11 protein-coding genes are annotated in these 13,057 nt (G+C 43.2%); 1 reads left to right on the top strand and 10 read right to left on the bottom strand.

The window, feature by feature from the left end; genetic code table 11:
- Positions 1-120: 120 nt before the first annotated feature.
- The 5 genes from ACMHKH_RS00425 to ACMHKH_RS00445 all read right to left on the bottom strand — a co-directional run bounded on the left by ACMHKH_RS00425 (position 121) and on the right by ACMHKH_RS00445 (position 3,441).
- Positions 121-735 (bottom strand): hypothetical protein, encoded by a 615-nt coding sequence (locus ACMHKH_RS00425; protein ID WP_413518712.1) that lies wholly within the window; start codon positions 733-735, stop codon positions 121-123.
- A gap of 53 nt (positions 736-788) precedes the next feature.
- Positions 789-1,406 (bottom strand): hypothetical protein, encoded by a 618-nt coding sequence (locus ACMHKH_RS00430; protein ID WP_413518713.1) that lies wholly within the window; start codon positions 1,404-1,406, stop codon positions 789-791.
- 133 nt (positions 1,407-1,539) lie between these two features.
- Complete coding sequence (locus ACMHKH_RS00435; RefSeq protein WP_413518714.1) at positions 1,540-2,289, bottom strand: PhnD/SsuA/transferrin family substrate-binding protein; 750 nt, start codon at positions 2,287-2,289, stop codon at positions 1,540-1,542.
- Between the two features lie 3 nt (positions 2,290-2,292).
- A complete protein-coding gene (locus tag ACMHKH_RS00440) occupies positions 2,293-2,787 on the bottom strand; it encodes a PAS domain-containing protein (protein ID WP_413518715.1) in 495 nt (164 codons plus the stop codon).
- Between the two features lie 291 nt (positions 2,788-3,078).
- Positions 3,079-3,441, bottom strand: a complete 363-nt coding sequence (locus ACMHKH_RS00445; protein WP_010201036.1) for a roadblock/LC7 domain-containing protein — start codon at positions 3,439-3,441, stop codon at positions 3,079-3,081.
- Between the two features lie 653 nt (positions 3,442-4,094).
- Here ACMHKH_RS00445 and gdhA point away from each other — a divergent pair.
- A complete protein-coding gene (gene gdhA, locus ACMHKH_RS00450) occupies positions 4,095-5,441 on the top strand; it encodes an NADP-specific glutamate dehydrogenase (RefSeq protein WP_413518716.1) in 1,347 nt (448 codons plus the stop codon).
- Between the two features lie 128 nt (positions 5,442-5,569).
- On the opposite strand, the gene hutI is transcribed toward gdhA, so the two are convergent.
- From hutI to hutU, 5 genes are all read right to left on the bottom strand, one after another.
- Positions 5,570-6,835, bottom strand: coding sequence for an imidazolonepropionase (hutI, locus tag ACMHKH_RS00455; RefSeq protein WP_413518801.1), 1,266 nt, complete (start codon positions 6,833-6,835; stop codon positions 5,570-5,572).
- 131 nt (positions 6,836-6,966) lie between these two features.
- A complete protein-coding gene (gene hutG, locus ACMHKH_RS00460; protein ID WP_413518717.1) occupies positions 6,967-8,022 on the bottom strand; it encodes a formimidoylglutamase in 1,056 nt (351 codons plus the stop codon).
- A gap of 28 nt (positions 8,023-8,050) precedes the next feature.
- Positions 8,051-9,613, bottom strand: a complete 1,563-nt coding sequence (gene hutH, locus ACMHKH_RS00465; protein ID WP_413518718.1) for a histidine ammonia-lyase — start codon at positions 9,611-9,613, stop codon at positions 8,051-8,053.
- Positions 9,614-9,697: 84 nt separating this feature from the next.
- Complete coding sequence (locus tag ACMHKH_RS00470) at positions 9,698-11,062, bottom strand: YjiH family protein (protein ID WP_413518719.1); 1,365 nt, start codon at positions 11,060-11,062, stop codon at positions 9,698-9,700.
- Between the two features lie 265 nt (positions 11,063-11,327).
- Entirely contained in the window at positions 11,328-13,043 is a 1,716-nt protein-coding gene (gene hutU, locus ACMHKH_RS00475) for a urocanate hydratase (RefSeq protein ID WP_413518802.1), read from the bottom strand.
- Positions 13,044-13,057 lie beyond the last annotated feature (14 nt).

Below are 13,057 nucleotides of genomic sequence, written 5' to 3' on the forward strand. Positions count from 1 at the left end.
AATCAATAGATTTTTTAATGATATAAAAAATGCACCTATTATTTATAATAAGGCGCATTTGATAGCTTAGTTTTTTGTTTAATGTAGATGACTTCGTTTGGGAAAATTAACTCAAAAATTCTAACTTAGGAATCTAAGTCCAGACGTTTTTAATGCCCAGACTAGCTCAACAAAGGCGCGATTATTGGTCAAGGGCTCGCCGTCGATGATAAGCACATAACCTGAACCATCAATCCATAAGAACACAAAACTGGTTTCAGGAATCAATAAATCCACTTGCTGAAAGAATGAAATCGCCTGACTCTCTACCGCCCAACCGCGCTGTTTTTGGCGTAGCATAAAACCTGAAAAATCAGCTGCAGCCACACTAAGCATGTCCGCTTCTTCTTGGGTATAGCCAATACGTGCGAGACAAAAACCTTCATCAGAGCCAATCGCTGCGCGGCGCTTACCAGATAAGCTTGAGACCACATAAGGTAAAAACTGATCCAAAGGCAAGTTAGGCGCTGGCAAGAATATTGACAGTTTTTCAATCCAGCCATGTTCCAAAAAGCTATCTAACCATTCATCAGAATAACGCTCAAGCCAATGAGCTGCGAGTAAGGTTTCGCTATGGGACAACAAGTCTTGCAATGATAGCTGTTCAGGCGTTGGCTCACTTTGTGAAAATGCCTCAAAAATACCGGCTGGAGTCAAAGTCAAATACGTTTTATCAGCGTTTAAATAAGAGGACATAACAGCTACCATTTCAATGAAGTTTTATGATTGGTTTAAATAAAAGAGCAACTCTAAGCTTTGGTGGTTTGGTCAAGTTTTTGTTGGCAATTATTCCAACGCTCATCAAAGTGCCAATCGCTTTTACCTAAGCGAAACCATACCAAGGAAAATGCCAGACGGTCGTTACGAGCAATACAGTGAGCAAAGAACTCTCTTTCTATTTGTTCTATCGTGCCTAGTTCTTGATTATCACGTGCTAGCATCAGCTCGCTAGTGATATCTTTTGCAATTTCTTTGGCATCATCACTACTGATACGTAACCGCTGTGTCTGCTCATTCAGTGATGGCGATACCAGTACGCTCCAGCGTGTTGCTAGCATACTGTTTTTTTGAATATAGGTTTTTTTGTTAATACAATCGCGAAAGCCTTGCTCGATATGCGGCAGTAGTCGCCCTTGCAAGCGCGTAAACATATTGGTGACATCATAAGGAATGTCGTACCAACAGCCATAAAAGAAATCAGCGATGGCGCCTTGCAATGGCTCTTTTTCATTCAGTAATAAAGCGGCGTTGATACGTTGCTCGTGAAAATGGCGGTTGTTCGGTGCTATAAATATCTTTCTTGAATAAAGACGATAGACACGGCGCGCCGCCATTTCACTTTCTTTAATAAGGTGTAAATCAGACATAATCATGTCCTGTCAGTCATAGCGGTTATTAACAAAGTGCTATTAACAAAGTATCATTAAATAACTTCTCTTAAATAATCGCTATGACTTAAGTAAAATGCCAATGAATAATGAACCTATTTGTCCAATAATATTAGTCGAGTAACGTTTGCATCAAATCTATCATGAACTCGGCGTCTTCTTCATCCATGGCTTCAAAACCTTGCGGCATACCAAGTTCAGCCAGCGCTTCTCTACCGTCATCATCATTATGCAAATTCAAAATAGCATTCATTAGAATATCGGTATCAGGGAAGCCGTCTTTAATCAGCAAGACGTGGCTAATATCTGCTAAATCGCTTTCGATTAAAACGTTTAGCTGCGCTTTGGTCAAGCGTGAAAAGCTATGGAAAATCTCAGCTAAGAAAAAAGCCGCTTGTGCATCACCTTTGATAACTTGGCGCGCTGCTGCTTGATAAGTTTCGGTCACTGACCAATTCAAATCCGCTTCTTCTAAATCAACAGCTTCTAATAGACGTAAACCGATCAGCTTAACATCACGGTTATTTGCCATAGCAATGGTTGCGCCATTGACTAAGTCTTCTAAGGTATTGATCTCGCTATTAGCGCTAGCAGCAATCACCATCTCATCAGATTTTCCGATAGGACGGGCAACAGCACGGTAACCTTGCTCACGGATAAGGGTGGCAGCGTCAAAAGGGTTGGCATAGATAACTTGCATATCGCCGGCTTCTATCAGCGCTTCTTGCTCTGAGTGAGAAGCTGGCATATTCAGATGCATGTTTAGATTGGCACGTTTTTGAATTAGGATATTAAGCATGTGCCAGCCTGCAAAACGATCAGGCGAAAAATCAGGGGCGATTAACATATTATGTGTCGTCATGATTTAGCTTTCCTCATCTTGTTTCATTTGAGCATACTGAGTGATTGCTGCATCAATTTTACTACGTGAAGGCTTACGACGTACCGAGGTATAACCGACCGTTTCGCCGTGGCGTACATTTGGTACTACCGTTGCATAAACCCAGTAGTGGCTGCCATCTTTACATAAGTTCTTGACGTAACCATGCCATTTTTGACCCGCTTCAGCCGTTGACCACAAGTCTTTATAGGCCGCTTTTGGCATATCAGGATGACGTAAAATAGATTGTGGTTGACCAATAAGCTCATCAACGCTGTAGCCACTAATCTCGACGAAAGCATCGTTGACGTGTGTCAGTATACCGTTTAAATCAGTACGCGATACAATCAGCTTGCCATCAGGATAAGGGCGTTCAATACCCGTATCATAGACAGTCCGTGACGTACCGTCATAGTAAGTCAGAGTGACCTGTTCAGCCGGTACATCAGGCTTAATTGCATCAGGGAGTGTAGCGCCCATCGTAATCACCTTTATAAGTTGTTGTGTTTATCGTGCTTAAAACGCGGGTTTCATTTAAGTATATGCGAAACCAAAGTGTCTTTACCTGCTAATCCTTTCATAAACGTTTAATCGTGATGCACTATTTTAATTTTTCATAGCGCAAATCACGCATTGCATATAAACAGTGTGCAATACCTTAAATAACTTTTATAGGACAGTGCGCCTATTTTCATTTAAAGTGTTATTTATCAAGCAAGTTGTAGCGTTAATGAGATAGGGGTCAGCATCAATATTTTGCACCTAAACTTATTATATAAGTTTTGCCAGGGCTTCAGAAGCACGTTTGATATCTAAGAATATCAAGCCAAGCTTAGCATTTGGTTTTGCCATAATCGTCAGTACTGCTTCATCACCTGATGAAGTCATAATCACGTAGCCTTTTTCACCTTGAATCATGATACGGTCGATGCTACCACGAGCCAATTCGCGTCCAGCACGATCACCTAGTGATAATAATGCTGCTGACATAGCACCAACACGATCTTCGTCGACGCCTGTTGGCAATGCAGAGGCAATCATTAGACCATCGTTAGAGATGAGGGCAGATGCTTCAACATCGGCTGATGAGCTGTTTAGGTCTTCCAAGATTTGCTGGAATGAATCTGTGCGCATATCGATTTCTCTGTAACGAATTATTAATAAATAATATAAATATGGGTAATATTTGATATATCCTGTAACTGAAGGATAACATTATAAACCCTTAAAAACGATAAGGATATAGTCAAAAGGGAGATATAAGCGCCATTTTGACGTTATAGTTTTAAAATTTATTAGAGAGCAAATAAAAGTTTGTTATCTTTAGGAATTCATGTGTATTCTTTATAATTCGATGGAGATATAAAAGAGGTAAATCCAGAAAACTGACATAGTATGTAAGCTTATTGCAAAGTTTAAGATATTACTAAAGCAGTGTTTATTTTGACTATTCAGTTCTCATTACTACAAGCGCTGTATATCAAGATCTATATATTATAATTATAAAAAAACTGGCTCATAAATTTCGATGATGACGATATTTACTAGACTTATACATTAAAAAAGTGCTATATAGATATAAGAAAAAATTGTTTATGCTTCTGGGTTTAATATTTAGACACACAATCAGTTAACTTCTAATCCCACCAGTTTCTATACCAAATGCAAATAGCGTATAGGGGCGACTTTAAATCCCACATCAGCGTTTACAATCCTATCGCTTGCAGGTATGCGATAAAGCGTCGGTGTAAATCAGTACGATTTCAATCTTTACCTAAGGAACCTATATGAGTATCAGTCAGGCAATCAAAAAAGTCGAAGCACGTTATGCCCATCAACCTGAGTTTATTCAGGCAGTAAAAGAAGTTGCAATTACGATTGCTCCGCTATACGACACTCATCCCGAATATGATACTTTTCAAGTTTTTGAACGTCTGGTTGAGCCTGACCGCGTAATCGCGTTTCGTATCAACTGGGAAAATGATAAGGGTGAAGTACAAGTAAATCGCGGCTGGCGCGTCCAATTTAGTAACGCTTTGGGTCCTTATAAAGGTGGCATCAGATTTCATCCAACGGCCAATCAATCGGTGTTGAAATTCTTAGGATTTGAGCAAATTTTTAAAAATGCTTTGACTGGCTTACCAATGGGCGGCGCTAAAGGTGGCTCTGATTTCGATCCTAAAGGCAAAACAGACAACGAAATTCGCCGTTTTTGCTACGCTTTTATGCGTGAGTTGCATCCTTATATTAACAAAGATGTAGACGTACCAGCGGGTGATATCGGCGTGGGCGGACGTGAAATCAGCTATATGTTTGCCATGTATAAAAACTTAACGCGCGAATACGGCGGTGTTTTGACCGGTAAAGGCGTGGGTTTCGGTGGTAGTTTGATGCGTACAGAAGCCACTGGTTATGGCGCGGTTTACTTTTTAGAAAATATGCTAAAAGCTCAGAACGAGCATATTGACGGCAAACGAGTATTGGTTTCAGGTGCAGGTAACGTTTCTCTACATGCTGCTGAAAAAGCCCACATGCTTGGCGGTGTTGTCGTTACTGTATCTGACTCACAAGGTACCTTGTATGATGAAACCGGTCTAAATCAAGAAAAAATCAACTGGTTAAAAGCCCAAAAAGAGAAAAGCAAACCGTTAGCAGATTACGTTGCTGTTTATGGCGGTGAGTGGTTTGTAGGTCAAAAGCCATGGCATATTAAAGGCGATATCGCTATTCCATCAGCCACGCAAAACGAAGTGACTGAAGAAGATGCTAAGCTGATGGTTGAAAACGGTATCAAGTATGTGGTCGAAGGTGCCAACATGCCACTGACTGCAGAAGCCATTGATCATATTCGTTTGCACCGCGTGCACTATGCTCCTGGTAAAGCGGCAAATGCGGGCGGTGTTGCGGTATCGGGTCTTGAGATGTCACAAAATTCAGTACGTCAGTACAAAACCTTTGAGGAAATTGACGAGCGTTTAAAAGGCATTATGAAAAATATTCATGACTGCGCTGCTGACGCTTCAGAAAAATACCATCAAACTGATAAAGGCTATATCGATTATATGACTGGCGCCAATATCGTCGGCTTTAAACGTGTTGCTGACGCCATAGTTGCTTATGGTATCTTGAACTAAGAAAGATTTAACTTTTAGCAGTTCATAAATTGTGCCAAAACATAAATTGCTAGTGTTATAAATCAAAAAGCCCCAATCATTGATTGGGGCTTTTTACGATTTAAAAGAGAAGGATAAAGTGATAAGGTTCAGCGCCATTGACCTTTGATCATAATACCTTCAATAGGATTCAGACCCATTTGATAGGCAAGATCAGCAGGGCGCGTGATATCCCAAAGCGCCAAATCTGCATCGTAGCCAATTTCTATTCGCCCTTTATGCGATAGACCAAGTGCTTTAGCAGCATGAGTCGTTGCTCCTGCCAATACTTCTTCAGGAGTCATATAAAATAGCGTACAGCCCATATTCATCGCTAGTAATAGCGAGGTCAGCGGTGAGGTGCCTGGGTTACAGTCGGTTGAAACCGCCATGGGTACTTGATGCTGACGTAGCGCTGCTATCGGTGGTAACTTAGTATCACGTAGCGTATAAAACGCGCCCGGTAATAGCACGGCAACCGTATTGCTTGCTGCCATTTTTTTGATATCGTCTTCTACTAAATGTTCAAGATGATCGCTTGATAATCCTTTATATTCTGCTACCAAAGCGCTAGCACCGATATTTGATAGCTGCTCAGAATGCAGTTTAACTGGTAGACCTAACGAGCATGCAACCTCAAAAACGCGCTTAATTTGTTCAGCAGTAAAGGCGATGTTTTCACAAAAACCATCGACCGCATCAATCAAGCCTTCGCTATGTAAAATCGGTAGCCATTCGCAAACTTGCTCAATATAGTCATCGGCACGGTCTTTATATTCAGGGGGCAGCGCATGAGCGGCTAAATAAGTGGTACTAACATGGATATTATGCTTTTTACCAAGCTTGCGCGCGACTGTTAGCATTTTACGTTCAGTATCTAAATCTAAGCCATAGCCCGACTTAATCTCGATACTGGTCACACCTTCTTTGATTAATGCAAGCAGGCGCTTTTCACTTTGTGCAAATAACTCATCGCTACTGGCACTACGAGTGGAACGAACCGTTGAGACAATACCCCCACCTTGAGCGGCGATATCTTGATAGTTGGCACCGTGTAGACGCGCTTCAAACTCATTGCTGCGATTGCCGCCATAGACGATATGAGTATGACAGTCGATCAATCCAGGCGTTACCCAATGACCATCAGCGTCTGTGATTTGTTGATTTTGATAATGCGTGAGATGGGGTTTTATTTGCGTATGCGCCCCAATCCATGCAATTTTGCCGCCTTTAATACCAATAGCGGCATTTTCTAATTGACCATAAGCTGTGATTTTATTTTGATTGTCATTATTAATGTCAAACCCGTATTGCGCTGAAAAGGTTGCGAGATTGGCATTGATAATGATGTGGTCAAAGGCTATCAAGCTATCCATAGCGTCTGTAGTATTGATAGAGTCGTCAATTATCTGTTTGCTAGCGTTGTTCATAATAAGCTCCTGCTTAATAGTGATCATCAGATGAATATATCAAATTTATCTTTAAAGTTTGATATATCAGCCTTTATCTATAAGGTCAGTAAATGCTGCTCAATAATAGTTGCTAATAGTCTCGCCGCAACTTTACAGCTACGCGAATCAATATCAAAGGTTGGATTAATCTCAGCAATATCCGCTACTTTCACTTTTCCTGAGGACAAAATAAGTTTGACCGCGCGCTCAACGAAACTTAGCTCAATACCATAGGCAGCTGGCGCACTAACACCCGGAACAACACTTGATGGCAAGCAATCCATATCAATGGTTAAATAAATAATATCAACGCTATCGATGAAACTTGTTATTTGAGTAGCAATTTTTTTCCATTTCTTATGGGTGCAATCTTCATCACTGATGATATGCACACCTAATTGCTCAGCACGATCAAAGAGCGCTGCGGTGTTAGAAAAACGACTAACACCGATACAGCAATAGTGAAATGGCTGACCTTGCTCAGTAAGATGCTCTGCAATTTGTCGAAATGGCGTACCTGAGGTGGCGACATCAGACTGACGAATATCTAAATGCGCATCAAAGTTGATAATACCAATACGTGGCTGTGAGTCTGTATCCTTGGTAGCATCTGTTTGCTGTAGCGCCTGCCATAATCCTAAAAAGCTACCATAAGCGATGGCATGACCACCGCCAAGACCAATGGGCAATCCGCCTTGTTCGATAATCTGGCTTACTGTATTGGCGTACTTTACTTGCGCTTGCTCGAGCGTACTTGAAGCAAAGTCATCATTATCATGGCAATGAATGTCGCCTGCATCACCTAATAAGGTTGGCAGTTGACCATCAAAGCGCTGTTGTAAATCAGAGATGACTGGAAGCGTAGCAAACGCCTGACGAATCAACGGCGGTGCTGCTCTTGCGCCGACGCGTCCTTGATTGCGTCTGACACCTTGGTCACAAGCGAAACCGACCAGCCCAATACGCTGTCCTGTCCTTGGTATAGCATCATCAAACGCATAAGGCTGAGCCAACTGATACCAATAGCAGGCACGGGTAGTTTCGAACGGCTCTGCGCGTCCTGTCCATCGATTCATATCCGCTGCCGTGTGGCTAACATTTATTGTAGTCATCAACGATCTCCTTTAATCAGTTAACATTTTACTTAGACTCATACCAATTGCTACGTAATGACTGCCAATGCTCAGCAAGGATGCCAGCTAATACTAATTGCTTTGCCGCTTCGATATCAGGCGCTAGGTAGCGGTCTTTATCATAAAAAGTCACTTGTTCACGCAGCTTTTGATGCGCAGTCGTCAATGCGTCTGATGTATCTAATCCGCGATGGAAGTCGATTCCTTGACCGGCAGCCAATAACTCAATACCGATAATAGTGGCAGTATTTTGCGCCATTTCATATAAGCGTCGTGCGCAATAGGTTGCCATCGATACATGATCTTCTTGGTTGGCAGAAGTTGGGATACTATCGACACTGCCAGGATGGGCGATAGATTTGTTTTCTGAAGCAAGTGCTGCAGCGGTCACATGGGCAATCATAAAGCCTGAATTTAACCCAGCATTATCAACTAAGAATGGCGGTAAGCCACCTGATAGAGTGGCATCGATAAGCAAGGCGATACGGCGTTCAGACATAGAACCAATCTCGGCAATGGCTAAGGCTAAAATATCAGCAGCAAAGGCAACTGGTTCAGCATGGAAGTTACCACCTGAGATGGCAACAGGACCGTCTTCATTGTTAAAGATAAGTGGGTTGTCGGTGACGGCATTCGATTCAATCAACAGTGTTTTACCTGCTTGATTGATGATATCAAGGCAGGCACCCATCACTTGCGGCTGACAACGCAAGCAGTAAGGATCTTGTACTCTATCATCTTGCTCGCCGTCATGGGAGGCACGAATGGCGCTACCTTTAATGAGCTGACGGTGCGCTTTTGCGATTTCAATTTGACCATGATGACCACGTACTTCATGAATACGGGCATCGAACGGGGCATCTGAGCCTTTAGCGGCATCGATAGACAGTGAGCCGACGATGGTTGCTGTCTCAAGCAAGTCACGCGCTAAGAAATAACCCCGTAATGCCAGTGCGGTTGATACTTGCGTACCATTAATAAGGGCAAGACCTTCTTTGGCAGCTAGAGTGATGGGCTCAAGACCATGCTGCGCTAACGCCTCAGCGGCGGGTATTTTTTTACCAGCGACATAGACGTCGCCTTCGCCCATCATTGCTAGCGTCATATGCGATAAAGGTGCGAGATCTCCTGAGGCGCCAACTGAGCCTTTGGTAGGAATGTTTGGTGTGATTTGATGGTTAATTAAGCCAAGTAAACTATCAACTACCTCGCGACGTACACCAGAGAAGCCTTGCGCCAAACTGGCAACTTTCATGACCATAATCAATCGAACCACGCTATCTGGCAATGCCTCACCAGTACCCACCGAGTGAGAAACGATAAGGTTGCGTTGAAGGAGCTCAAGCTGATCATCACTGATACGGGTTTTTGCTAAAAGACCAAAGCCGGTATTGATACCATAAGCGCTCTTATCACGCGCAATGATGGTGCGTACATCTTGGTGTGAGGCATCTATCGCTTCATAAGCGCTGTCAGGTAGTGTCAATATAATAGGTCGCTCGTAAATATCGCGCAGCATCGCAAAGCTTAATTGACGTGGCTGTAGTATTATTTTTTTGATATCAGTCATAAGAGTAATCCTAGTTTTAGGTGCTAGATTAATTATATTATTGGTTGTCTATATACTATTTATAGTGATGTTATTTGACTCTTCTTAACTTATCCAACCAAAATAAATCGCTAGATGTCCAAAGGCGGCTGCCAGTAAAATACTAAGTACCACACGCTGGAACCAAACGATGACCATTTTACCAACAGAGATGGGAATCTCAGTGGCTAGTACGCAAGGAATCATGGCAGAAAAGAACAGCACGCTACTAATAGAGATGACGCCGGCGACATAACGGGTCAATATATCAGCTTCACTAAGTAATAAAGCTGGCAAGAACATCTCAGCCAATCCAGCTGACATTCCCTTAGCCGCGACGAGCGGTTCTGGCAAACCACCTAACCAGGTAAAGGGGTAAAGTAGTAGACCTAAAGCGTCAAATACCGGCGTATACTTAGCCAGTAATAATCCGGTCAATCCAACGGCGATGATAGAGGGCACAATAGCTGCTGCCATGGTCAAACCATCACGAAAATTAGACCATAAAATTTGTTTGAGATCGGTTGCACTGCGTGAAGTGGATAAACCCAGCTCATACGCTGCTTTTAAGCGCGTGCCTCTCTTATAATCTAAATGTGGACGTTCAACATCATTATTAAAGCGGTTAATCGGTGGAATACGGGCGGTGATGGCAGTGACGATAAAGTTAATCACCAGCGTTGACCAAAAAAACAGATTCCAAAGCTCCATCAGACCGAGTGTTTTGGCGACAATTACCATGAATGCTGCTGATACCGTAGAAAATCCAGTCGCGATGATAATAGCTTCACGCGCAGAATATTGCTTTTGTAGATAAACACGGTTGGTGATTAATAAACCAATAGAATAACTGCCGACAAAAGAGGCAACCGCGTCAATTGCTGAAGCGCCTGGGGTTCTCCAGATAGGCTTCATGATGGGTTGCATCAGTACGCCAACCATCTCAAGTAAGCCAAACCCGACTAAAAATGCCAAAATCAAAGCGCCAAGAGGGACAATCATGCCAACCGGTAGTGCCAGTTTTTCAAATAAAAACGGCAGCATGTCCTTTTCCATCATAAAGTCAGGCGCCGCACCGGTTACGTACATAACGGCGAGTACCAAGCCAATTACTTTAAAGACGGTCAATATGGTATTGGTGATGTTTTTGCGCCACGAGCCATCATAGAAAGGTTTACCTACGCCATAGACCATCAATAAAAATAATAAGCCGACTGCCACAGTATGCTGTTGGCTGACCAAATAGGTCGCGCCATGATCAAATAAAATAGTGCTTTTATCACCGATAGTAAAAGGCACAAAAAACGTTACTAAACCTATCGCACTAAAGACAATCAATTGCAAAAGAGCAATCGGTTTGGACAGAAGTTTTTCAGATGGTGAGGTGTTTAGCGTAGGGTTAGCAGCTTGCGCAATATCTTGCTCAGCCATATTATCCTCCTTGATAATGTATGAACCACTATGTTTAGGAGCGGTAGACGGACAGCACTGTTGTTACAAATATGACTAATAACAAAAACTAGTGACCATTTACGGCGCTTACTACGCACGATGGGTAGGTAATTAACAGCTAATACGTTAAAGCTAATTCATTAAAATATAGAGATGAATGCTTTGCCAATCATTTAAGGCTTTGTGGCGCGCTACTTAAAGCAACGCGCCTGCCAATCAAATCAATCAAAAGCCATTGTAATGACTACTTAATCATGGGTAGATTTAAGCCGTACTCTTTAGCGGTCTTAATCGCCAGCTCATAGCCTGCATCGGCATGGCGCATGACACCTGAACCACAATCATTGACCAGTACGCGTGCTAAGCGTTTTGCTGCCGCATCAGTACCGTCTGCCACGATAACCATACCAGAGTGCTGCGAATAACCCATGCCAACACCGCCGCCATGATGCAGAGATACCCAAGTAGCACCGCCTGCGACATTAAGCATACCGTTCAATAGCGCCCAATCAGATACGGCGTCTGAGCCATCTTTCATGCTTTCTGTTTCGCGATTAGGGCTGGCGACAGAGCCGGTATCTAAATGATCACGACCGATAACGATAGGGCCCTTTAGCTCACCATTTTTGACCATCTCATTAAAGGCAAGACCCGCTTTATCACGCTCACCAAGACCTAACCAGCAAATACGTGCAGGCAATCCTTGAAACTGAATACGTTCTTTTGCCATATCGAGCCAGCGATGGATATGTTGGTTTTCAGGGAATAGCTCTTTAATCTTTTGATCGGTTTTATAGATATCTTCTGGATCACCTGATAATGCGACCCAGCGAAAAGGGCCTTTACCTTGGCAAAACAGCGGACGTATATAAGCCGGTACAAAACCTGGGAAATTAAAGGCATCTTTAACCCCTTCATCAAAAGCCACCTGACGAATGTTATTACCATAATCCGTCGTTGGAATATCCATGTCTTGTAGATCTAGCATCGCCTGTACGTGTACCGCGCAAGATGCCGCAGCTGCTTTGGTTAGCGCTGCATGTTGCTCTGGATTTTCTTGAGCGGCCTTCCATTCTTCAACGGTCCAGCCACTTGGCAGATAACCATTAATCAAGTCATGTGCTGAGGTTTGGTCAGTGACCAAGTCAGGCTTCATGCCTCCTGCATTGGCGCGTTTGACCATCTCAGGCAAGATATCTGCTGCATTGCCAAGTAGGGCAATAGAAACCGCTTCACCAGCGTCAGTATGCTGCTTGATAAGCTCGTAAGCATGGTCAAGGTTGTCGGCTTGCTTATCGACATAACCGGTACGTAAACGAAAATCGATACTAGACTGTTGACATTCGATATTTAGAGAAGTTGCCCTAGCAAAGGTCGCGGCCAATGGTTGCGCGCCGCCCATCCCGCCAAGACCAGCAGTTAAAATCCAACGTCCTGCCCAACTACCGTCATAATGTTGACGACCTGCTTCAACAAAAGTCTCATAAGTACCTTGGACGATGCCTTGGGTGCCAATATAAATCCAACTCCCCGCAGTCATCTGACCGTACATCATCAAGTCTTTACGGTCCAGCTCATTGAAATGCTCCCACGTCGCCCAGCGTGGCACAAGGTTAGAGTTGGCAATCAGCACACGCGGCGCATTTTCATGAGTTTGAAATACGCCAACAGGCTTACCAGATTGCACCAATAACGTTTCGTCATCTTCTAATTCTTTTAATGACGCTAGGATTTGATCATAGCTTTCCCAATTACGAGCTGCGCGTCCGATACCACCATAGACGACCAAGCTTTTCGGGTTTTCAGCGACGTCGGGATGCAGATTATTTTGTAGCATGCGATAAGGCGCTTCGGTTAGCCAGCTTTTACAATGTAAAGTACTACCAGTCGGCGCGGCAATATTGCGACTCTCGTCACGGCGGGTATATCCAGGTGTTTTATTCAATCCATTGTCAGTCATCATCATCATATCCT

It is taken from the genome of Psychrobacter glacincola, assembly GCF_965118485.1.
In the GTDB taxonomy this organism is placed as follows: Bacteria; Pseudomonadota; Gammaproteobacteria; order Pseudomonadales; family Moraxellaceae; genus Psychrobacter; species Psychrobacter glacincola_D.

What these genes read in the sequence shown, in the direction of transcription:
- ACMHKH_RS00435 (WP_413518714.1), bottom strand. Translation starts at nt 2,289, where the DNA reads ATGACGACACATAATATGTTAATCGCCCCTGATTTTTCGCCTGATCGT.
- hutG (WP_413518717.1), bottom strand. Translation starts at nt 8,022, where the DNA reads ATGACTACAATAAATGTTAGCCACACGGCAGCGGATATGAATCGATGG.
- ACMHKH_RS00430 (WP_413518713.1), bottom strand. Translation starts at nt 1,406, where the DNA reads ATGTCTGATTTACACCTTATTAAAGAAAGTGAAATGGCGGCGCGCCGT.
- ACMHKH_RS00445 (WP_010201036.1), bottom strand. Translation starts at nt 3,441, where the DNA reads ATGCGCACAGATTCATTCCAGCAAATCTTGGAAGACCTAAACAGCTCA.
- gdhA (WP_413518716.1), top strand. Translation starts at nt 4,095, where the DNA reads ATGAGTATCAGTCAGGCAATCAAAAAAGTCGAAGCACGTTATGCCCAT.
- hutH (WP_413518718.1), bottom strand. Translation starts at nt 9,613, where the DNA reads ATGACTGATATCAAAAAAATAATACTACAGCCACGTCAATTAAGCTTT.
- hutI (WP_413518801.1), bottom strand. Translation starts at nt 6,835, where the DNA reads ATGGATAGCTTGATAGCCTTTGACCACATCATTATCAATGCCAATCTC.
- ACMHKH_RS00425 (WP_413518712.1), bottom strand. Translation starts at nt 735, where the DNA reads ATGTCCTCTTATTTAAACGCTGATAAAACGTATTTGACTTTGACTCCA.
- ACMHKH_RS00470 (WP_413518719.1), bottom strand. Translation starts at nt 11,062, where the DNA reads ATGGCTGAGCAAGATATTGCGCAAGCTGCTAACCCTACGCTAAACACC.
- hutU (WP_413518802.1), bottom strand. Translation starts at nt 13,043, where the DNA reads ATGACTGACAATGGATTGAATAAAACACCTGGATATACCCGCCGTGAC.
- ACMHKH_RS00440 (WP_413518715.1), bottom strand. Translation starts at nt 2,787, where the DNA reads ATGGGCGCTACACTCCCTGATGCAATTAAGCCTGATGTACCGGCTGAA.